Origin of the sequence: Arthrobacter sp. UNCCL28 (assembly GCF_900102805.1) — a bacterium.
Lineage (GTDB): Bacteria > Actinomycetota > Actinomycetes > Actinomycetales > Micrococcaceae > Arthrobacter > Arthrobacter nicotinovorans_A.
Genome location: NZ_FMWE01000008.1, coordinates 83,286 through 101,716, shown reverse-complemented (window position 1 = coordinate 101,716; position 18,431 = coordinate 83,286). Strand labels below are relative to the sequence as shown.

22 protein-coding genes are annotated in these 18,431 nt (G+C 63.6%); 10 read left to right on the top strand and 12 right to left on the bottom strand.

The window, feature by feature from the left end; translation table 11 throughout:
* Window positions 1–5 precede the first annotated feature (5 nt).
* Window positions 6–848, bottom strand: coding sequence for a sugar phosphate isomerase/epimerase family protein (locus BLQ01_RS18835; RefSeq protein WP_091553570.1), 843 nt, complete (start codon window positions 846–848; stop codon window positions 6–8).
* A gap of 204 nt (window positions 849–1,052) precedes the next feature.
* Here BLQ01_RS18835 and BLQ01_RS18830 point away from each other — a divergent pair, with 204 nt between their 5' ends.
* The 4 genes from BLQ01_RS18830 to BLQ01_RS18815 all read left to right on the top strand — a co-directional run bounded on the left by BLQ01_RS18830 (window position 1,053) and on the right by BLQ01_RS18815 (window position 5,135).
* Window positions 1,053–2,390 carry an MFS transporter gene (locus BLQ01_RS18830; RefSeq protein ID WP_026541084.1) on the top strand — a complete coding sequence of 446 codons (1,338 nt, stop codon included), beginning with the start codon at window positions 1,053–1,055 and terminating at the stop codon, window positions 2,388–2,390.
* Between the two features lie 64 nt (window positions 2,391–2,454).
* Window positions 2,455–3,351 (top strand): transketolase, encoded by an 897-nt coding sequence (locus BLQ01_RS18825; RefSeq protein WP_091553566.1) that lies wholly within the window; start codon window positions 2,455–2,457, stop codon window positions 3,349–3,351.
* The gene (locus tag BLQ01_RS18820; RefSeq protein ID WP_026547750.1) at window positions 3,348–4,367 is read left to right on the top strand and encodes a transketolase family protein; all 1,020 of its coding nucleotides are present in this window, start codon (window positions 3,348–3,350) and stop codon (window positions 4,365–4,367) included. Before BLQ01_RS18825 ends, BLQ01_RS18820 begins: the two co-directional genes overlap by 4 nt.
* Before the next feature lie 111 nt (window positions 4,368–4,478).
* Window positions 4,479–5,135 carry a GntR family transcriptional regulator gene (locus BLQ01_RS18815; RefSeq protein WP_026541087.1) on the top strand — a complete coding sequence of 219 codons (657 nt, stop codon included), beginning with the start codon at window positions 4,479–4,481 and terminating at the stop codon, window positions 5,133–5,135.
* 6 nt (window positions 5,136–5,141) lie between these two features.
* Here the strand turns inward: BLQ01_RS18815 and BLQ01_RS18810 are convergent, their stop codons facing one another.
* The 4 genes from BLQ01_RS18810 to BLQ01_RS18795 form a co-directional block, all read right to left on the bottom strand.
* A complete protein-coding gene (locus BLQ01_RS18810) occupies window positions 5,142–5,342 on the bottom strand; it encodes a hypothetical protein (RefSeq protein ID WP_091553564.1) in 201 nt (66 codons plus the stop codon).
* Window positions 5,342–6,316: an acyl-CoA thioesterase gene (locus tag BLQ01_RS18805; RefSeq protein WP_091553561.1), complete on the bottom strand. Its 975-nt coding sequence runs from the start codon at window positions 6,314–6,316 to the stop codon at window positions 5,342–5,344. The genes BLQ01_RS18810 and BLQ01_RS18805 overlap by 1 nt, the downstream gene beginning before the upstream one ends.
* A gap of 62 nt (window positions 6,317–6,378) precedes the next feature.
* Window positions 6,379–6,942, bottom strand: a complete 564-nt coding sequence (locus tag BLQ01_RS18800; protein ID WP_091553558.1) for a hypothetical protein — start codon at window positions 6,940–6,942, stop codon at window positions 6,379–6,381.
* The gene (locus tag BLQ01_RS18795; RefSeq protein ID WP_091553556.1) at window positions 6,939–7,271 is read right to left on the bottom strand and encodes a PEP-utilizing enzyme; all 333 of its coding nucleotides are present in this window, start codon (window positions 7,269–7,271) and stop codon (window positions 6,939–6,941) included. The genes BLQ01_RS18800 and BLQ01_RS18795 overlap by 4 nt, the downstream gene beginning before the upstream one ends.
* Before the next feature lie 117 nt (window positions 7,272–7,388).
* Between BLQ01_RS18795 and aztD the strand changes: the two genes are divergently transcribed.
* On the top strand, window positions 7,389–8,702 hold the full coding sequence (gene aztD, locus BLQ01_RS18790) for a zinc metallochaperone AztD (RefSeq protein ID WP_175493493.1): 1,314 nt from the start codon (window positions 7,389–7,391) through the stop codon (window positions 8,700–8,702).
* Window positions 8,703–8,827: 125 nt separating this feature from the next.
* Here the strand turns inward: aztD and BLQ01_RS18785 are convergent, their stop codons facing one another.
* On the bottom strand, window positions 8,828–9,262 hold the full coding sequence (locus BLQ01_RS18785) for a DoxX family protein (protein ID WP_026541093.1): 435 nt from the start codon (window positions 9,260–9,262) through the stop codon (window positions 8,828–8,830).
* Between the two features lie 67 nt (window positions 9,263–9,329).
* Window positions 9,330–9,902, bottom strand: coding sequence for an antibiotic biosynthesis monooxygenase (locus BLQ01_RS18780; protein ID WP_026541094.1), 573 nt, complete (start codon window positions 9,900–9,902; stop codon window positions 9,330–9,332).
* Between the two features lie 41 nt (window positions 9,903–9,943).
* Between BLQ01_RS18780 and BLQ01_RS18775 the strand changes: the two genes are divergently transcribed.
* The 3 genes from BLQ01_RS18775 to BLQ01_RS18765 all read left to right on the top strand — a co-directional run bounded on the left by BLQ01_RS18775 (window position 9,944) and on the right by BLQ01_RS18765 (window position 12,288).
* On the top strand, window positions 9,944–11,284 hold the full coding sequence (locus BLQ01_RS18775; RefSeq protein ID WP_091553553.1) for an MATE family efflux transporter: 1,341 nt from the start codon (window positions 9,944–9,946) through the stop codon (window positions 11,282–11,284).
* Between the two features lie 9 nt (window positions 11,285–11,293).
* Entirely contained in the window at window positions 11,294–11,875 is a 582-nt protein-coding gene (locus tag BLQ01_RS18770; protein WP_175493492.1) for a DUF308 domain-containing protein, read from the top strand.
* Window positions 11,876–11,943: 68 nt separating this feature from the next.
* Window positions 11,944–12,288 carry a hypothetical protein gene (locus BLQ01_RS18765; protein ID WP_026541097.1) on the top strand — a complete coding sequence of 115 codons (345 nt, stop codon included), beginning with the start codon at window positions 11,944–11,946 and terminating at the stop codon, window positions 12,286–12,288.
* Between the two features lie 92 nt (window positions 12,289–12,380).
* Here the strand turns inward: BLQ01_RS18765 and BLQ01_RS22570 are convergent, their stop codons facing one another.
* Genes BLQ01_RS22570 through BLQ01_RS18750 form a run of 3 tightly spaced genes read right to left on the bottom strand, consistent with a single transcriptional unit; the run spans window position 12,381 to window position 14,059 of the window.
* Entirely contained in the window at window positions 12,381–12,998 is a 618-nt protein-coding gene (locus BLQ01_RS22570) for a hypothetical protein (protein ID WP_217638397.1), read from the bottom strand.
* Window positions 12,995–13,492, bottom strand: a complete 498-nt coding sequence (locus BLQ01_RS18755; RefSeq protein WP_139183518.1) for a hypothetical protein — start codon at window positions 13,490–13,492, stop codon at window positions 12,995–12,997. Before BLQ01_RS18755 ends, BLQ01_RS22570 begins: the two co-directional genes overlap by 4 nt.
* An 18-nt stretch (window positions 13,493–13,510) precedes the next feature.
* A complete protein-coding gene (locus BLQ01_RS18750) occupies window positions 13,511–14,059 on the bottom strand; it encodes a CGNR zinc finger domain-containing protein (protein ID WP_091553543.1) in 549 nt (182 codons plus the stop codon).
* Between the two features lie 71 nt (window positions 14,060–14,130).
* Here BLQ01_RS18750 and BLQ01_RS18745 point away from each other — a divergent pair, with 71 nt between their 5' ends.
* Window positions 14,131–15,150, top strand: a complete 1,020-nt coding sequence (locus tag BLQ01_RS18745) for an EamA family transporter (RefSeq protein WP_091553540.1) — start codon at window positions 14,131–14,133, stop codon at window positions 15,148–15,150.
* A 57-nt stretch (window positions 15,151–15,207) separates the two neighbouring features.
* Here BLQ01_RS18745 and BLQ01_RS18740 read toward each other — a convergent pair whose 3' ends face one another.
* Entirely contained in the window at window positions 15,208–15,471 is a 264-nt protein-coding gene (locus tag BLQ01_RS18740) for a WXG100 family type VII secretion target (protein ID WP_011776688.1), read from the bottom strand.
* Window positions 15,472–15,629: 158 nt separating this feature from the next.
* Between BLQ01_RS18740 and BLQ01_RS18735 the strand changes: the two genes are divergently transcribed.
* Entirely contained in the window at window positions 15,630–15,902 is a 273-nt protein-coding gene (locus BLQ01_RS18735; protein ID WP_026541100.1) for a DUF2277 domain-containing protein, read from the top strand.
* A 25-nt stretch (window positions 15,903–15,927) separates the two neighbouring features.
* Here BLQ01_RS18735 and BLQ01_RS18730 read toward each other — a convergent pair whose 3' ends face one another.
* Complete coding sequence (locus tag BLQ01_RS18730; protein ID WP_091553539.1) at window positions 15,928–18,423, bottom strand: heavy metal translocating P-type ATPase; 2,496 nt, start codon at window positions 18,421–18,423, stop codon at window positions 15,928–15,930.
* Window positions 18,424–18,431 lie beyond the last annotated feature (8 nt).

Genomic DNA, 18,431 nt, shown 5'->3' with positions numbered 1-18,431 from the left:
CGGGTTTAGATGAGGTCTGTGATGAAGCTGGCTGCCTTGGCGGCGGCCGCCGGGCGTTCGTCGTGGGTGACGTCCCGGGTTTCGAGTTCCAGGGAGAAGTGGCCTGTGTAGCCGACGTTCCCCAGTGCTGCCAGGCCTGCAGCGAAGTCTGCGTTGCCGTTGCCGATGCTGAGGTTGATGTTTCCGGGTTCGGTTTCCGTGGCCGGAACTGCGTCCCGGAGGTGGACGTGCTTCACCAGTGGGGCGAAGCGGTCCACGAAGTCCACGGGGTCGCCACCGGAAGCAACGATGTGGCTGAAGTCCATGACGATTCCGACGCCGGAACCGGCCAGGCGGTCGGCCAGCAGCTGTGCCCGTTCCGTGTTCCAACACAGCCGGTAGTAGTGCAGGGATTCGGTCCAGAGCTCGACGCCGAACTCTGCTGCACGGGAAGAGGCATGGATCAGCTGCTCCGCCACGAGGTCGATGTCTTCTTCCAGGCCGCGCACGGGATCGTGGTCGATTGCCCCGCAGGGCAGTACCAGCGCTTTCGCACCGGTCTTGGCGGCCAGGGCGAGCAGCATCCCGAGGTGCCGTTCGCGCGTTTCCCGGGCACCGGCGTCGAGCGTTTCATTGAGGTCCCCGATATCGCCGTTCACCGAACGGACGCGCAGTCCTGAGCTATTGACGACGGCGGCAACGGCCTCCACTGCCCCGGCGTCCAGTACGTACGGCACATGGTCGCAAACGCCCGGAAGTGCGCCGAGGTCGATTTCCTCGAAGCCGAGGCTGCGCATCGTGTGCAGGGCACTTGCCAGATCCTGGTGGCGGAAGCTGATGGACGAACAGCCAAGTCGTTGATGAAACATCGTCGTTGATCCTCAAATTTGGGCCCTCGCCAGAGAGGGACCTTAGTGATGGACACCACGTTACTTCCGTTAACTGTCAACAGTCAACCTTCTAAGTTGACTGTTGACATTGCTGGTGTCGTCGGTCACAGTTGTCGTATTATGTTGACTGTCGACAGTGGGGTTGCCGAAGAAGCACCACACTCTTGAAAGGGAAAGACACACATGAGCAATGAAGCTCTGACCATGCGTGGTCCGGTTCATGGAACCAAGGAAGCAAAGCGCGTCGCCGTCGGTTCCGGCGTTGGCGCAGTCATCGAAACCTACGACTTCATCGGTTTCGGCACCGCCGCTGCACTGTACTTCGGTACGGCATTCTTCCCGGGCGCCGACCCGGTGACAGGCACACTGGCCTCCTTCGCGACCCTCGGCGTCGGCTTCGCTGCCCGTCCCCTTGGCGGCATCATCGGTGGGCACCTCGGCGATAAGCTCGGCCGCAAGCCGGTCCTGGTGGCCTCACTTATTCTCATGGGCCTGGCCACCTTCGCGATCGGCCTGTTGCCTACCTACCAGCAAGTGGGCCTCCTGGCCCCCGCACTGCTGGTACTGGTCCGCGTCATTCAGGGCCTGGCCTTCGGAGCCGAATGGGGCGGTGCCATCCTCATGAGCTACGAGCACGCACCATGGCGGAAGAAGGGCCAGTTCACGGGAATCGTGCAGGCCGGCTTCCCGGTTGGCCTGCTGCTCGCAAACCTGGTCTTCCTCAGCAGCGTTGGACTCGGCAGCGAGTGGGCATGGCGTGTCCCGTTCCTCGCCAGCATCATCCTGGTGGCTGTTGGACTGATCATCCGTTCCAAGGTTCCAGAGTCCCCGGTATTCGAGGACGTCAAGAGCAAGGGCGACATCGTGAAGTCCCCCATTGTGGAGGTCATCAAGACCGACTGGCGCAACATCGTCCGCGGCATCGGACTGCGCATTGCTGAAACGGCCGGCTACGCGGTCTCCGTGACCTACATGATCTCCTACCTCCACACCAACAAGCTGGCGGACAAGACCGAGACGCTTGTGGCCCTCTGCATCGCGGCCGGCATCGGAATCTTCGCCACCTACTTCTGGGGCAAGCTCACGGACCGAGTTGGTCGCCGCCCCGTCTACATCTGGTCCACGGCCTTCGCAGTATTGTTCGGTATCCCGATGTTCATGCTGGTCAACACCGGCCTGTTCTTCCTGATCATCGCCACGATCGTGATCGCCTACGCCGTGTGCCAGAACTCCCTTGCCGGCGCGCAGGGTGCCTGGTTCCCCGAACTGTTCCAGGCCAAGACCCGCTCCTCCGGCGCCTCGCTGTCCTACCAGATCTCCGCCATGGTCTCCGGGTTCACGCCTTTCATCACCACGCTGCTGTTCGTCAGCATGGGCTGGATGGGCCCGGCACTGCTCTTCAGCGTCTACGCAGCAATCGGCCTGTGGGCAGCACTGATCACCAGGGAAACCTGGGGCAAGCGCGAGCGTGCACTCGCCGAAGAAGCCGCCAGCAAAACTCCCCAGACGGTAAACGCCTAAAGCACCAATCGACGTCGGGCGCGTTCTCCCCATCGGTACGCGCCCGGCTCCGGAAGGAAACCCAATGATTCTCTCATCAGTCGAAGCGGCTACGGCTGCAGCAAACCCAGAACCCGAGCGCGTGGACCGTATCCGCGCCGCCGCCTACCGCATCCGGCACCACGCGCTGAACATGGGCGAGGTCCAAGGCCAGGGGTATGTTGGCCAGGCGCTGGGTGCAGCCGACATGCTCGCCGCGGTCTACGCTGACCAGCTGACGTACCGTGCCGAAGACCCGCACTGGGAGGGCCGCGACAGGTTCCTGCTTTCCACCGGGCACTACGCAATCGGGCACTACGCCGCGCTGGCCGAAGCCGGAATCGTTCCCGTGGCCGAGCTCGAAACCTACGGATCCGACGACTCCCGCCTGCCGATGTCCGGGATGTCCACCTACACGCCCGGCATGGAAATCTCGGGCGGTTCGCTGGGGCACGGGCTGACGGTCGCCGTCGGAATGGCGCTTGGCTTGCGGCTCCAGAGCTCCGGATCCCGCGTGATCAACTTCCTCTCCGACGGCGAACTGGACGAAGGTTCCACTTGGGAAGCGGCCATGGGTGCGCACCACCACCAACTCGGCAACCTGATCGCCATGGTGGACATCAACGCACTCCAGGCCGATGGCGCCACTGACACCGTGCTCCGCACCGAACCCGTCACCGAAAAGTGGGAATCGTTCGGGTGGTACACGCAGCGGGTGGACGGGAACGACGTCGGTGCGCTGCTGGCCGCGTTCGACAACATCGCCGCCGTCGCGGCTCCATTCGGGCGACCCTCGGTCATCCTCTGCGATACCAAGGTGGGACGCGGCGTGCCGCTGCTGGAGACCCGCGAAAAGGCGCACTTCATGCGCATCGAAGAGCACGAGTGGCAGATCTGCCGCGAACAGCTGACCGCAGGATACGAAGGGACGGCCGCCCGATGAGCGCCACCACTGAAGCCCCCGACACCACCGCCACCGTGAAGCCCAAGCTGAAGACTTCCGCCATGATCGCGTCCTTCGCGGACCCCGGGCAGAAGACCACGTCAGCACCGTTCGGCCATGCCTTGGTCAAAGCCGCAGAGGCTGACCCGCGGATTGTGGGCCTGACCGCGGACCTGGGCAAGTACACGGACATGCACATCTTCGCCAAGGCCTTCCCTGAACGCTTCTTCCAAATGGGCATGGCTGAGCAGCTCCTGTTCGGCGCCGCCGCCGGCATGGCCGAGACCGGCCTGATCCCGTTCGCTTCCACCTATTCGGTGTTCGCGGCACGGCGCGCTTACGACTTCCTTTGCCTGGACATCGCCGAGCCGAACCTCAACGTCAACATCATCGGCGGCCTGCCCGGCCTGACCACCGGGTACGGACCGAGCCACCAGGCCACCGAGGACATGGCCATCTTCCGCGGAATGCCCAACCTGACCATCGTGGACCCCTGTGACTCGGTGGACATCGAGCAGGCCGTTCCCCAGCTGGCGGCCTCCGAGGGGCCCACGTACCTGCGCTTGCTGCGCGGCAATGTGCCCACGGTCCTGGATGAGTACGACTACACGTTCGAGCTCGGCAAGGCCAAGGTCCTGCGCGGCGGCAATGATGTTGTGTTCGTTTCCTCGGGTTTGATGACCATGCGTGCCCTGCAGGCGGCGGATGCCCTGGCCAAGCACAACGTGGATGTTGCCGTGGTTCACACGCCCACCATCAAGCCCTTCGACTCCGCCACTGTCCTCGCCGAGCTGAACACCGACCGCCTCGCCGTCACGCTGGAAAACCACACCGTTGTTGGCGGCCTGTTCGAAACTGTTGCCTCCGCCGTCGTAACCTCCGGCCTGGGCAAGCGCGTGGTTCCCATTGCGCTTCCGGACCAGTTCCTCGACGCCGGTGCGCTGCCCACCCTGCACGAGCGCTACGGACTGTCCGTGGACAGGATCGTCGCGAAGGTGCTCGCAGAGCTCGGCTGAGGTGCGCCGCATGCGCGGGACAGGACTTACTGCCTGTCCCGCGCATCTGCACGTAGTATCGACAGTTAACACCCGACTGTCAGCAGTTGCCCATAGAACCGAGGACCCACCATGGCCGTCACCGCATCCCTGCTGGGACTTGAAAAAAAGAGCCTGCGAGAACAGGCGCTCGCAGCACTGCGGACCGCGATCACCAGTGGTGAGCTGGAACCCGGACGGCACCTGGTGGAAACCGAGCTGTCCGAGATGCTCCAAATCAGCCGCGGCACGCTCCGGGAAGCCCTGCGCCAGCTGGAACAGGAAGGCCTGATCTCCGCCGGAGCACGCGGCCGCATGTCAGTGCGGCACCTGGACGTCAAGGAAATCCGCGATATCTTCGCCGTCCGTGGAGTATTGGAGTCCCTCGCGGCACGGACGTTGAGCGATATGCCCGACAAGGAGGCCGCGCTCGCAGAGCTGCGTGCCGCCGTCGATGCGATGGAGAAGGCTGCTGCATCTTCCCTGGAGGAACGGATCGAATCCGACCTCGAGTTCCATCGCACCCTGTGCCGGCTGTCCGGCAACGAAACGCTCCTGCACTCGTGGGAATCGCTGGAGGGTTCCATCCGCATGTCCATCATGTTCGCCGGGCTGGAACGCGCCACCCGGAACATGAGCGTCGGGCGTCACCACGACATTGTTGCAGCCATTGAGACCGGCAACGCGGCCAAGGCGAGGGAAACGATCATCGCCCACATGGACGGTGCGGCGGAGAATTTGGTGGGGTAGTCCGCCCTACGTGCCGCTGCCCGGAGTCGCGTTGTGGCTGGTGGAGCCATGCTTGTATACCCGTCCGCGCTGGGATTGGAACGCCCCCCTGTGCGCCGGCGGTTTCACCTTCGCCCGCCTGCCCTGCTGCACGTTGGTCCAAACTATGCTGCCGAGGGCAACGGCAAACACCGCCGCGAAGACGGCCACCACAAAAACGACATCCATCAGCTGCCAGCTGCCTTCAACAAGTGGTCCGGCAGCCGGTTTCCGGGCGCCCGTCCCCGGATTTCCAGGAGTTCGCGGGCGTGGGCGTGCAGCTTCTTGTCCTCGTCCGATACCGGAACCCATTCGGGAATAGGTACAGCAGTGCCGGTGTCATCGCGGGCCACCATCACCGTGAGGCAGTAGGTGGTCAGGTTCATTTCACGGGTTTTCGGATCACCGGAACGGACGTGGACTGCGATGTGCATGCCCTTGGCGCCGGTGTAGACGAGTCGGGCCTCTACCTCTACTACGTGGCCGATCAGCAAGGGCCGGTAGAACCGGACGCCGCCGGAGAAGACGGCCACGGTGTCCTTTCCGCAGTACCGGGAGGCGCACACATACGCGGCCTCATCGATCCACTTCATGACGATGCCACCGTGGACCTTGCCACCCCAGTTCACATCAGTAGGGGACGCCATGAACCGCAGCGTGACCCTTTCGGCGGTCCCGGCGTCGGTGTATTCCTGGGCGTTCATCGCGTTGACGATCTGCTCGCGGACCTCGATGCGCGCCAAGGCGTGGTCGCGCTGCTCAATCTCATCAGACGTTGAAGGCTCAAACTGGGGGACAGGAATTGGTTTGCCGTCCGGGCCCACGGCCACGAAGATGACCATGCATTGGCTGTGCATCGTCTCGGGGCCGCCTTTGGGATCACGCGAGCTGACCACGGTGTGGATATGCATGGAGGACCGGCCGGTGTAGACGATGGTGGAGGTCACCTCAACCATGTCGCCGCTGTTGACCGGATCAGTGAAGTGGATGTTGCCCACGTAGGCGGTGACGCAGTACGACTTTGACCAGCCCACTGCTGCTGCGTACGCTGCCTTGTCCACCCACTCAAGGACCGTGCCGGCGTCGACGGACCCGCTGTGTCCGATGTCCATGGGGGCCGCCAGGAAGCGGAGGGTCACTGAATTGGCGGCGTCATCGCTCATGGTTGGAATCTTACTGTCGGCAGGTTTCTGTTACGTGACTAAGACGTGATGGCCCGTAGGCGTCAGCTGCGTTGAATTCCCAGGGTGGCGATGAGGTCCTCGTGGAGCTCGAACCAGACGCGGTGGAAGGAGTCACGGTCCGTGGCCGTGAGCCACGCGGTGTCATCGGGAGCGTGCTTTAGTGCTTGCACCAACCGCTCGGCGTAGCCTTCGAATCGGGGCAGCGCACCGGTGAGTTTCGCTTCGGAGGGATGCCACGCGGTCAGGGCCTCGCTCAGGACGTCCGTAGCGTGATCCTTGGCTGCTGCCTGCAGCTGGACGGCGCTGCAAGCCTCCACAACCGACTTGTTCAACCCGCCGAATGCGTCGTGGACGGCCAGCACGGTATCGCGGGCGCCGGCGTTGTCCAGTTCATCGGCCAGGAGCCGCCCGTTCTGTGCCCTGCCTCGGCTCGACAGTGACCACCCGCTGCTCCCCGCAAAGGTGCTGTATGACACAAAGCCGTTCACACCGGCATCGATGAGTTCCGACTCCACCATGGCGCGATCCCGGGCGAAGCGTTCTGCCACCGCGTCAGTATCTGCGAATCCAAGAAGGCGTACGGAATGCAGGGTGAGAAGCGTCATTTGCTGTCCGTGACCGTGATGGTTCCCTGCGTGCCGTCCACGTGCAGGGGGCTTCCGTCCGTCAGCAGGTCCAATGCATCGCGGACGCCCAGAACGGCAGGAATTCCGTACTCGCGGGCCACGATTGCGGCGTGGGAGAGCATTCCGCCGGTTTGCGTCACTACGGCGGAGGCCATTCCGAAGAGGGGCGTCCACGCGGGGTCTGTGGTGCGGCAGACCAGGACGTCGCCGGGTTGCAAGCGGCTGAATTCGTCGGGACCGTGGATGAGCCGGGCAGGGCCCTGCGTGGTCCCGGTACTGGCACCAACACCGGTGAGGATCGTGGTCATCTGGCCATTTCTATCACTGAAACCGTCCGGGGGAGGCATGGGTGCCGGCGGCGTGCAGTATGACAACCATCTGGCAGCCATATTTGCGCCTTAGATGAGAATGAATATCATTTAAGCATGTCTCATCATCTCACCCCCTCGCCCCTAGTCCTGACCCCGCGGAAACGCCGGCTTCGCGCCCAGCCGATTGCCGCCGTCGGGCTCTCTGCTCTCTTGCTGACGGCGTGCGCCGCCCCTGGTGGCTCAGCCGGCAACCCAGTTGACCAAGCGCCCCCGCCAACGTCATCCCCCAGTGCAAAGGAGGCCGGAGCGCCGACTCCGCGGCTCGTTTACACGCACGACGCCGGCATCTCGGTTCTGGACGCAGCCTCGCTTGAGCCGGTGGGAAGTGCTGAAATTTCCGGGTTCAACCGCTTGAACCCCGCTGGCGACGGGCGCCACGTTTTCGTATCCACGGGGGACTCCTTCCGACTTTTCGACGCCGGCGCCTGGACCGAGCCGCACGGCGATCACAGCCATCATTACGTGACTGATCCCCGGCTGACTGACCTGGCATTCGGGGCAGACAAGGCCGGGCACGTAGTGCTGCACGGGGGCAAGGCGGTGCTGTTCAATGATGGTTCCGGCAAGGTGGAGAGCTTTGAAACTTCCGCGTTGGCAGCTGCCGTGGAAGATGGAAAATTACCCTCTACCGACGTTTACACCACTCCGGAGGCCCATCACGGAGTGGCCGTGGAGCTTGAGGATGGCGGGCTCCTGGTAACCCTTGGCAATGAGGAAGGCCGTTCCGGTATCGCAGTCCTTTCCGCAGGCAAGGGCCAGGACCGAAAGGAAGTGCTGCGTAACGAGGACTGCCCCGGCGTTCATGGTGAGGCCGTAGCGGCGAACGAAGCCGTGGTGGTTGGCTGCGAAAACGGAATGCTCATCTACAAGGATGGTGCCATTACCAAGGTAGCGAGCCCGGACGCTTATGGTCGGATGGGGAATCAGGCAGGCTCCGAAAAATCGCCAGTGATCCTGGGCGACTACAAGGTGGATAAGGCTGCAGAGCTGGAGCGGCCCACCCGGATCTCGCTGGTCAACACCGAGACGGCCAGTCTCCAGTTGGTGGATATTGGCACCAGCTACTCCTTCCGCTCATTGGGCCGCGGGCCTGCTGGTGAAGCGCTGGTACTCGGCACGGATGGTGGATTGCGTGTCATCGATCCGCTGACAGGCACCATCACTTCCACCATTCCGGTGGTTGGGGCATGGGAGGAATCGACCACATGGCAGGACCCTCGGCCCACGCTGTTCGTTCAAGGCTCGACGGCGTACGTCACCGAGCCGTCGACGCGAACCATCCACGCGGTGGACTTGAGCGCCGGAAAGGTAGTGAAATCGGCCCAGCTGGAGCACGTGCCGAACGAGCTGACGGGCGTCAAGGGCTAGACCGTCTCTCACATCCCCTGCCTTAAACACCGACGCTCTCTCCCTTTCTTGAAGCAAGGGAGAGAGCGTCGGTGTTTAGGGACGTTTATGTGAGAGAGGATCGGTGGGGGCTGGCGGGGAACTGGCTACGCGAGAACGCGGAGCTTTGATCCGGAGCGGCCGAACAGTGCTGCGTCGGCGGAGATTTTTCCTGCACCTGCCAGTGCCAGGGCAAGGGCTGCTCCGGCAAACAGCAGCACCAGCTCGTACCCGCCATTGCCGACGAAGACGCCTGCCGGTGCGTGCACCAGGAAGAGGGCGCCGAGCATGTTGACGGCCAGGAGCGTTGCGAACACGCGGGTCAGGAACCCGATGATCAGCGCAATGCCACCCACCAACTCCAAGGTGGCAACGATGGGGGCTACTGTCGAGGCTCCGGGGACACCCATCTGCGCGAAGGAGGCCTGGGTGCCTGCGATGGTGAATTCGTTGAACTTCTGCCAACCGTGCGCGGCGAAGAGAAATCCTGCAATAACGCGCAGGATGGTCAGGGCTGTGGTGGTCAAGCTGGACTTGTTCATCCTTCAACCCTCCCGGAGATAAGTTGAAGTGTCAACTAATCGTGGCTTTTTATGACCAAACTCCCAGCTAGCGGCTGCGGCGGGGTTTCGCTTGGAGCCACGGCTGCAGCAGCCGGGTGGTGATCGGCAGGAAGATGTACGTCATCAGCGGCGTAAGGATCACGATGTTCAGGAGCACCGCGAACACCAGCGGCCAGTCCTGCGTCAACGGATGAAGCAGGAAGTTGGCCAGCAAGCTCAGCGGGAAGAATGGCAGGAAGATGCTGATGGCCTGCTTCCAACGCGGCGGCACCACCGTTTCGGGCACTACCACCGAGACGTCGCCAGGCTGCGAGAACCAGCCCTCAATCCCCGTGTGACGCTCCACCCGGGTGGTTTCCATCATGTCCCTGGCGCTGTCAATCCACCAACGCCGTTCCTCGGAGTCCTCCCACTCCTGCAGCGACTCGGCGTCTGAGAAGCGATAAAGCATGTGCCATTCGGTGGAATCCACCCCATTGCGAACCCACCCCGACCCCAAATATCCGGGCCATTCGCGGGCGAGTTCCTGGCCGGCGTGGGCCCACGCGTTGGCTTGGCGGGTGTAGCCCGGGAGGATGGTGCGGGCTACGGAAACGGTGACGGGATGCTCATGTGACACGGCCCAAATGTACCCGGCCCGCGGCGGACTAGTCTGGTTTAGTGCCTCAAACCACAACCGCCCCCACCCGCTCCAACGCCCGCGAGATCCTCCGCCTGGCCGTCCCCGCGTTCGGCGCACTCATAGCCGAGCCCCTGTTCCTGCTGGCCGACTCGGCAATCGTCGGGCATCTGGGCGTCGACCAACTGGCCGGCGTGGGGCTCGCGTCCACCATTCTGCATACCGCCGTGGGGCTGATGGTCTTCCTGGCGTACTCGACGACGCCGGCAGTGGCCCGCGCGATCGGCGACGGCAAGCTGGGCAAGGCTTTGGCAGCAGGGCGCGACGGCGTGTGGCTGGCGCTGCTGCTCGGATTGGCGCTCGCAGTGGTTGGTTTTGTGGCCGCCGAGCCCCTGGTGGGCTTCATGGGAGCGACGGGAGACGTGCAGCAATTCGCCGTCGATTATCTGCGCTGGTCCATGCCTGGCCTGGCCGCGATGCTCCTCATTTTTGCCGGCACGGGTGTTCTTCGCGGACTCCAGGACACCCGGACCCCGCTTGTCGTGGCAACTGCCGGCTTCGCAGTGAACATCGCCCTCAACCTGTTCTTCGTCTACGGCCTGAACATGTCCGTGACGGGTTCCGCGATCGGTACCAGCATCGCCCAATGGGCCATGGCCGCCGTCTATCTGGTGATGGTCAGCCGCAATGCCCGGCAACACGGCGTGTCCCTGAGGCCCGACTGGCATGGCATCCGCGCCATGACCAAGGTGGGTTCGTGGCTCATGCTCCGCACCCTCAGCCTTCGCCTCGCCATCCTCGCTACGGTCCTGGTGGTCACTGCCCAGGGCGCCGTGAACCTCGCGGCCCACCAGTTGGCCATGACTATTTTCTCGTTCCTCGCGTTCGCCCTTGATGCCTTGGCCATTGCCGCGCAGGCGTTGATCGGCAAGGAACTTGGCGCCCGGAACGCCGGCCGGGTCCGGGAACTGACGCGCACCATGATCCGCTGGGGCTTGGGATTCGGCGTGATCACCGGGGCGCTGCTGGCCATCGCGGCGCCGTGGGCCGGCTACCTCTTCACCCCCGACGGCGGGGTTCGCTCGGCCCTCACCGTTGCCCTCTGGGTCCTCGCGGTGGGACAGCCCCTGGCAGGCTACGTTTTCGTCCTCGACGGAGTCCTCATCGGCGCCGGCGACGCGCGCTACCTGGCGATTGCCGGCGTCGTAAATCTCGCCGTCTATGTGCCGCTGTTGGTGGCAGTCCACCAACTAAGGCCCGACGGCGAGGCGGGGCTCCTGTGGCTGTGGGCAGCGTTTGCGCTGGGCTACATGCTGGCCCGTGGGGTGACTTTGGGGCTGCGTGCACGCACGGATCGGTGGATGGTGCTGGGTTCGCACTAAACTGGACGGGTGACTCTCCCAGCGACTCCTGCCCAGACCCCTTCTGCCTCCGCGGCCGGTCTCTGGAAACCCGTGCTGATCCGTGCCACTGTTGCGCTGGTGTTCGGCGCGGTCACGATCTTCTGGGCCACCCCTTCCGTGCACGTCCTGGCGTGGGCCGTGGGCCTGTATCTGCTGGCAACCGCAGGCGCGGTGTGGATGTCGCGTGCTTTGCCGGTGGCTGTCCCCGCAGTGGTGGCCGTGGCTGGGATCGTTGCGCTGGTGACGCAGTCGGATGCCGGCGTCGCTTTGTCGGCGATGTTGGGTCTCCTGGTGCTGGGGCTCCTTGAATTCGCCCATGGTTTCCGGAAACGGGACATGTTGGCGCGGGACTGGCTTGTTTCCGGCGTCATTTCCGTCGGAACCGCAGTTCTGTTGCCGTTCTTCACCTCCCTCGGAGCCCACGCGCTCCTGGGCGTGGCCGGTGGAGGAGCCATCATTTCCGGTGTGCTGTGGATCCTGTCAGGGCTGACTTTGCGGCACGACGCCAAGACAGCCTCCGGCACTTCCCAGGCCGCTGCTCCCGGCGCTTCGCCCGAGGCCGTAAACTAGTAGCTGGACGTTCTACTCGTTGTAGAACTTTTGCAGACCGGCGGACACGAACCGCCATCATTGGAGGAATGACCGTGGCTGACCAGACACCAGGAGAACCGCGCAAGATGCGGACCTCGGTCAAGGGACCGCTCATGTTCTCCGCGTTCTTTGCGGTACTTGCTTTCGTTGCTGTGCTCATCTTCGCTTCCGGCGGCAGCGCGAAGGCCCCGCGGTTCGACCTCGCCTTCACGGGCGCCGGCATCGCGTTCATCGTGAGCCTCGTTGTGGCAGCCATGTTGTCCATGAGCCACAAGGAAAACGCCGACCACCTCGGCAAGGGATCCGGCGTCAACCTCAGTTCCAAGCGCCCCAACCATGGCGGCCCTGGTGCTCCGGATGATGGCACGGAAACGCACGACGCCGGCCGCTGACCTTCGAGCGCTTCCTCACCTTGGTGGGGGAGCGCTTTTTTGTGGGCGCTGCTGGTCTCTGCCTTCAACGGTGCGGCGGGTGGTTCGAGGGATCAGGCCGCTCTTGATTTCTTCGACCACCGAAGGGGGAGCGACGCGTTGACCAGGAGCAGGGCCGCCAGAAGCCAACCGGCGCATAGGAGGTAGGGGTCCGGGGTGACGGTGTCATAGGCGATTCCGTCCAAGTCGCCAACCTGGCGGACTGTCATAACGAATCCGGCCGCCATGAGGCCGATGGTGATGGTTGCCAGAGACGCATATACGCGCAGGTTTCCTGACCACCAACGGTTCACTGCGGGGATGAGTCGAAGCGGCAGGCCGACAACAACCGCGGCCACGATCGCCAACGGCGGAATGATGAGGCCGCTCAGCGCCAGACCGATGAAACTTAGCAGTCCGTCATAGCCCACCATCAAAGAAAACTGGAAGCTAACCCAGGTTGGTGCGAGCACTGCGAAGGCGAGAGCCAGTTGGCTGAAAGGTGCCAGGCCCGTGCTGCCTGACCGCTCCCGGGGAAGTTCCCGCAGAGTCAAAGGCCGTGGGGCGCCAGGCTGTGGCAGTGGTTGTCCGGTTGCCTGCGGATGATGCCTTTCCGCGACAACCGGATATCGGGGTGGTCCCAAGGGGTTGGTTGGCGGTTCCGCGGCTGACCCGCCGTGGAGGTCACTCATGGTGCCATGCTCCCCACGTCGGTGCGCTTCTTGAATCGGAGAGGGAGCGAAGCGTTCACAGCCAGGAATGTGATGATGAAGCAGCCGGCGGCCACAAGTCCCATGTCGGGGGTCACCTCGTCGTATGGCATTCCGTCGATCACCCCCGTTTGGCGAATCCGCCGGGAATAGCCCGAAATCATGAGGAGTGTCGCGGCGGCAGCGAGCAAGATGTAACAGCGGCCATTTCCCATCCACCAGCGTGAAAGGCGTTGGTTGAGTCGCAGCGGCAGGCCAGTCAGCAATGCCAGGCCGATAGCAAAGACCGGAACATGGGTCACGGCCAATAAGACGCCAAGTATGGTGTCGACGCCGATCATCGGCGGCGTTAGCATCGCAGCAATCCAAGCCGTAGCTACGAATGGGTAAACGACGGCAATTTGCCGGAAAGAAGCAACACGCAACCTGGTTTGTCCGTGGTGATTGATTCCAGGCCCGATGCGTTGTTCCCCCATGCCCGCCATTATGCCCTTTTATTCGCCCCCGGCGGCCTTTCTGGCCCGGTATGCGGCGACGTGGGCGCGGTTGGCGCAGGTGCCGGTGTCGCAGTAGAGCTTGGAGCGGTTGCGGCTCAGGTCCAGCACCACGGCGTCGCAGTCCTCTGCAGCGCACACCCGCATGCGCTCCATTTCCCTGCTGCGGATCACGTCGATAATGCCCATGGCGGCTTCGGTGCCCATCCGGTCTGCCAGGGGAGCTTCGGGGGTGGTGGCGTGGAGGTGCCAGTCCCAGTGATCGTGCTTTACCAGTTGGGGGAGTGCCTTGGCGTCGGCCAGGATCTTGTTGACAGACTTTGCGGCCGTGTCCTCGTCGGCGCTCCAGAGTGCCGTGAGTTCACTCCGAAGGCGCTTGATGCTGTTCAGCTCGGCAGGGGAATTGACCCGCGAACCGGTGAACTCTTCCGCTTTCAGGAACGCATCGAGGTCCTCAAGGGTGACGAGTGATTCCTGCCCATTGGCTGCCGTGTTGATCAGGTTGACGACGCTGCGAAGGGCAACTTCGGTGTCAGGCGCAAAGAGCACTTTGACTCCTTACAAGTTTCGGGAGTACTGTCATGACCATAAGCCCACTTTACTCCTGACAGGAGGCTGCTGTGTCAGCTCCAACGACGAAGGCTGATGCAAAAGGTTTCCTGGCATCAGGACTCGGCATCGCACTCTTTTCTTCCGCTGTCTTCGGCACGTCCGGCTCATTCGCCAAGTCGATGCTGGAAACCGGCTGGTCACCCGGCGCCGCAGTTGCCGTGCGCCTCACAGGTGCCGCACTGATTCTGCTGATACCCGCCGTCGTGGTTCTCCGCGGCCGCTGGCACCAGCTCAAGGACAACTGGCTGACCATCCTCCTGTTCGGGCTGATCGGCGTGGCAGGCTGCCAACTGTTCTACTTCAACGCCGTGGCGCGGTTGTCCGTGGGCGTTGCCCTGCTGCTCGAGTACCTGGCTCCGGTGATGATTGTCCTCTGGCTCTGGATCGCCAGCCGACGACGGCCTCGCGCGCTGACCGCTGCCGGCGCCCTGCTCTCGCTTGGCGGATTGGTCCTGGTGCTTGACCTGACAGGTGCCGTGAAGGTGGACTTCGTTGGGGTCCTGTGGGGCATGGCTGCTGCTGTGTGCCTGGTGATCTACTTCTTCATCACCGCCAAGGAGAATGACACCCTGCCTCCACTCGTGCTCGCTTCGGGCGGCCTCCTGGTCGGTGCAGTGGTGATATGGCTGGTAGGCCTGTTGGGGCTGCTCCCCATGACGTTCAGCGCTGCCGACACAACCCTTGGCCCGTGGACCACTCCGTGGTGGGTATCCGCCGTCGGGCTCATCATCCTGGCCACAGTGCTCGCCTACGTTTCAGGAATCATGGCCGCGAGGAGCCTGGGTTCAAAGGTGGCATCCTTCGTCTCACTGACTGAAGTGCTGTTCGCCGTGATCTGGGCGTGGCTGCTGCTGGGCGAACTCCCGGGGCCAATTCAATTGCTGGGCGGCCTCCTCATTGTGGGCGGCGTGGTCCTGGTCCGGGTTGACGAGCTCCGGGGCGACCGCCGCGCCGCCCGCGTCCTGGACCACCCGAACGACGTCGAACCCGTTCCGAGCGGTTCCGTCACCGAGGCGCCCCGCAGCTAAGCGGCTTTAACAGCAAAGAACCCGGACGCTGGTGCGTCCGGGTTCTTCCCAACTGTCTTAGTTGGAAGCCTGCTGCTGCTGCTCAGCGTTCTTCTGAGCGCGGTCGCCGGCTTCGCGAAGTGCGTCGGCAACCTTCTTCAGGTTCGAAGCGTGCTGGCTGTCCCACTCGCCGCGGAACTTGTCAGCGTCCGGGCCCTTCCAGTCGGTGCCATCAAGCGCGCCCTTGAGCTGTGAACGCTGCTGCTCGATGTTCTCGGCACCTGCCTTCAGCTTGTTACCGAGCTGACGAAGCTGATCAACATCTGCACCCCAAATAGCCATGAGATTCTCCTTCATTTGTTCGGACCCGAGCTCTTCGGCATCCCCAGCGGCCTCCGGCTCATCCGGAAGATCCAATAACTAAAACCTATCCCGGGAATCCAAAAACCGTCGATGGGCACCCCTCCCCATGCAGCACTGCCCATAGTTAGCATGGGGTTATGTGCCGCAATATCAGGACCCTGCATAACTTCGAACCGCATGCCACGAATGCCGAAGTGGAGGCCGCAGCGCTGCAGTATGTGCGCAAAATCAGCGGATCCACCAAGCCTTCCAAGGCCAACGAGGAAGCCTTCGCGGAGGCTGTCCACGAGATCGCGCATATTACGCAACATCTCCTGGACTCCTTGGTGAGCAATGCTCCGGCGAAGAACCGGGACGAGGAAGCAGCCAAGGCAAAGGCCCGGTCGGCCGTCCGTTTCGGGACAGCCTAGCCGGGCCCTGCTTCCGTTCCTGGGGCTACTTCCCGAAGGAGCGCAGCCTCAGCGAGTTGGCTACTACCAGCACCGAGCTCGCTGCCATCGCTGCGCCGGCGATCATGGGGTTCAGGAATCCCAGTGCCGCCACCGGAATGCCGATCGCGTTGTAGAAGAACGCCCAGAACAGGTTGGTCTTGATGGTGGACAGGGTCTTGCGGGACAACTCAATTGCCTGCACCAGCTGACCAAGGTCGCTGCCCATCACCGTCAGGTCCGATGCCTCGATGGCAACATCAGTCCCCGAGCCCATCGCGATGCCAAGGTCCGACTGTGCCAAGGCCGCAGCGTCATTCACGCCGTCGCCGGCCATGGCCACGGTGGCCCCGGAGGCCTGCAGTTTCCGGACTGCCTCGACCTTACCCTCGGGCAGGACACCGGCGAAGACATCGTCCGCTGAAATCCCGACGGCGGCCGCTACTTGCGCGGCCACGGCAGCGTTATCGCCGGTCAACAGGATGGGACGGATGCCCAGGTCCTTCAACTTTTGGATTGCCGCTGCCGAACCGGGCTTGATGGTATCGCTCAGGCTGATGATGCCGGCCGGCTGGCCGTCAACCGCAACCCAGATTGCCGTGGCGCCCGCGTTTTCCTCTGCAGCGAGTGCTTCCCGCTGGCTGGAGTCGAGCGTGATGCCGTTCTCCTCGAGCCAGCCGGAGCGCCCGACAACCACGGTCTTGGTGGTTCCCTCGAAAGCAACGGTTCCCCGGACGCCGCCGCCCGGAGCGGAACTGAAGCCTTCAACGCGAGGCAGGCTGCCGCCGTCGTGCGTTGCTTCCTGCGCCGAGGCCGCAATCGCGTGGGCGATCGGGTGCTCAGAGGCGGCTTCAACTGCTCCAGCCAGCGTCAGTACGGTGGCCGATGAGTAGCCGTTGAGGCCCACGGTGTGGTCCACGGCGAGCTTCCCGCTGGTCACGGTGCCCGTCTTGTCCAGCAGGATGGTGTCCACGTGCCGGGTGTCCTCAAGAACCTGCGGCCCCTTGATGAGGATGCCCAGTTGGGCTCCACGGCCGGTTCCCGTCAGCAGTCCCACCGGAGTCGCCAGGCCCAAGGCGCAGGGGCAGGCGATCACCAGGACCGCGACGGCGGCCGTGAAGGCTGCGTTGAGGTCACCGGAGAAGAACAGCCACAGCAGGAACGTCACCAGGGCGATGACCAGCACGATCGGCACGAACACCGAACTGATCCTGTCCGCCAGCCGCGCAATGGGCGCTTTTCCGGTCTGTGCCTGGCTGACCAGTCGACCCATCTGGGCGAGCGTCGTGTCCGAGCCAACGCGGGTTGCCCGCACCAGCAGGCGGCCCGAAGTGTTGATCGTTGCACCTGTCACAGCGCTGCCCGGACCGACTTCCACGGGCACCGATTCGCCGGTCACCAGTGAAGCATCGACGGCGGAAGCACCATCCGTGACCACGCCATCGGTGGCGATCTTCTCACCGGGGCGGACCACGATGACGTCGTCCACCAAAAGTTGATCGGCAGGAATCTTCTGCTCCACGCCGTCCACCAGGATGGTGGCGTCCTTGGCGCCCAAATTCAGGAGGGCCTTGAGAGCATTGCCGGCCTTGGCCTTCGCGTTCGCCTCAAGGTAGCGCCCCAGCAGCAGGAACGTGGTGACCACCGCGGCGACCTCGAAGTACAGCCCGCCGCCGGACATGCTTTCCATGCCGGGGTGTTCAGTCATCCGGGGATCCGTGAACAACTGCCACGCCGAGTACAGGTACGCGGCGATGACACCGATGGAGACCAGGGTGTCCATGGTGGAGGCAAAGTGTCGGGCGTTGATGGCAGCAGCGCGGTGGAACGGCCAGGCAGCCCAGCTCACCACCGGCAGGGCCAGTGCTCCGGCAACCCAGCCCCAGTTGGCGAATTGGAGGGCGGGGATCATGGAGATGGCGAAAACGGGAATTGTCAGAAGCGCGGCAACGATCAGGCGGGGACGCAGTGTTGACGCCGCTGGGCCGTGGGCCATGTGATCAGAGTGCGGGTGCTCGGCGTGTGTGGCACCGGCGGTGCCATGCTCGGCATGCTCGGTCGTTCCTCCCTTAGACGCATGCTGCCGCACGCCGCCGGCGGCGCCGCTATGGTCGTGCTCCGTTCCCGCAGGCGAATTTTGGGCCGTGTCTTTCGGTGCCCCATCGTCGTGAAGGGTGGACTTATGTCCGTGGCCCTCGTGATCCGTGGGGTGGCTGGTGTGGGTCTCGTGGGGGCGGGGTTCGCGGGTGTTTGGGGGTGGGGCTTGGCGGACGGTGGCTTTGTAGCCTGTCGCGTTGACCGTGTCCACGATTTGCTGGTCTGTCACGGTTGCCGGGACGGTGACGTGGGCTGATTCGAGGGGCAAGTTGACGCTGGCCTCGACTCCTTCAAGTTTGCCCAGTTTTCGTTCCACTCGATTGACGCACGAGGCGCAGGTCATGCCCTCGATGTCCAGCTCGATGATCCTGTGCGCAGGTTGGTTGAAAGTCTCCTGGCTACTCAAGAGGACTC

Excerpts from the sequence above, each read along its gene's own strand:
- BLQ01_RS18785 (WP_026541093.1), bottom strand. The coding sequence starts at position 9,262 with ATGAACAAGTCCAGCTTGACCACCACAGCCCTGACCATCCTGCGCGTT.
- BLQ01_RS18835 (WP_091553570.1), bottom strand. The coding sequence starts at position 848 with ATGTTTCATCAACGACTTGGCTGTTCGTCCATCAGCTTCCGCCACCAG.
- BLQ01_RS18815 (WP_026541087.1), top strand. The coding sequence starts at position 4,479 with ATGGCCGTCACCGCATCCCTGCTGGGACTTGAAAAAAAGAGCCTGCGA.
- BLQ01_RS18795 (WP_091553556.1), bottom strand. The coding sequence starts at position 7,271 with ATGACCACGATCCTCACCGGTGTTGGTGCCAGTACCGGGACCACGCAG.
- BLQ01_RS18810 (WP_091553564.1), bottom strand. The coding sequence starts at position 5,342 with ATGGATGTCGTTTTTGTGGTGGCCGTCTTCGCGGCGGTGTTTGCCGTT.
- BLQ01_RS18755 (WP_139183518.1), bottom strand. The coding sequence starts at position 13,492 with ATGGGGGAACAACGCATCGGGCCTGGAATCAATCACCACGGACAAACC.
- BLQ01_RS18765 (WP_026541097.1), top strand. The coding sequence starts at position 11,944 with ATGACCGTGGCTGACCAGACACCAGGAGAACCGCGCAAGATGCGGACC.
- BLQ01_RS18820 (WP_026547750.1), top strand. The coding sequence starts at position 3,348 with ATGAGCGCCACCACTGAAGCCCCCGACACCACCGCCACCGTGAAGCCC.
- BLQ01_RS18805 (WP_091553561.1), bottom strand. The coding sequence starts at position 6,316 with ATGAGCGATGACGCCGCCAATTCAGTGACCCTCCGCTTCCTGGCGGCC.
- BLQ01_RS18740 (WP_011776688.1), bottom strand. The coding sequence starts at position 15,471 with ATGGCTATTTGGGGTGCAGATGTTGATCAGCTTCGTCAGCTCGGTAAC.
- BLQ01_RS18735 (WP_026541100.1), top strand. The coding sequence starts at position 15,630 with ATGTGCCGCAATATCAGGACCCTGCATAACTTCGAACCGCATGCCACG.
- aztD (WP_175493493.1), top strand. The coding sequence starts at position 7,389 with ATGTCTCATCATCTCACCCCCTCGCCCCTAGTCCTGACCCCGCGGAAA.
- BLQ01_RS18825 (WP_091553566.1), top strand. The coding sequence starts at position 2,455 with ATGATTCTCTCATCAGTCGAAGCGGCTACGGCTGCAGCAAACCCAGAA.
- BLQ01_RS22570 (WP_217638397.1), bottom strand. The coding sequence starts at position 12,998 with ATGAGTGACCTCCACGGCGGGTCAGCCGCGGAACCGCCAACCAACCCC.
- BLQ01_RS18800 (WP_091553558.1), bottom strand. The coding sequence starts at position 6,942 with ATGACGCTTCTCACCCTGCATTCCGTACGCCTTCTTGGATTCGCAGAT.
- BLQ01_RS18830 (WP_026541084.1), top strand. The coding sequence starts at position 1,053 with ATGAGCAATGAAGCTCTGACCATGCGTGGTCCGGTTCATGGAACCAAG.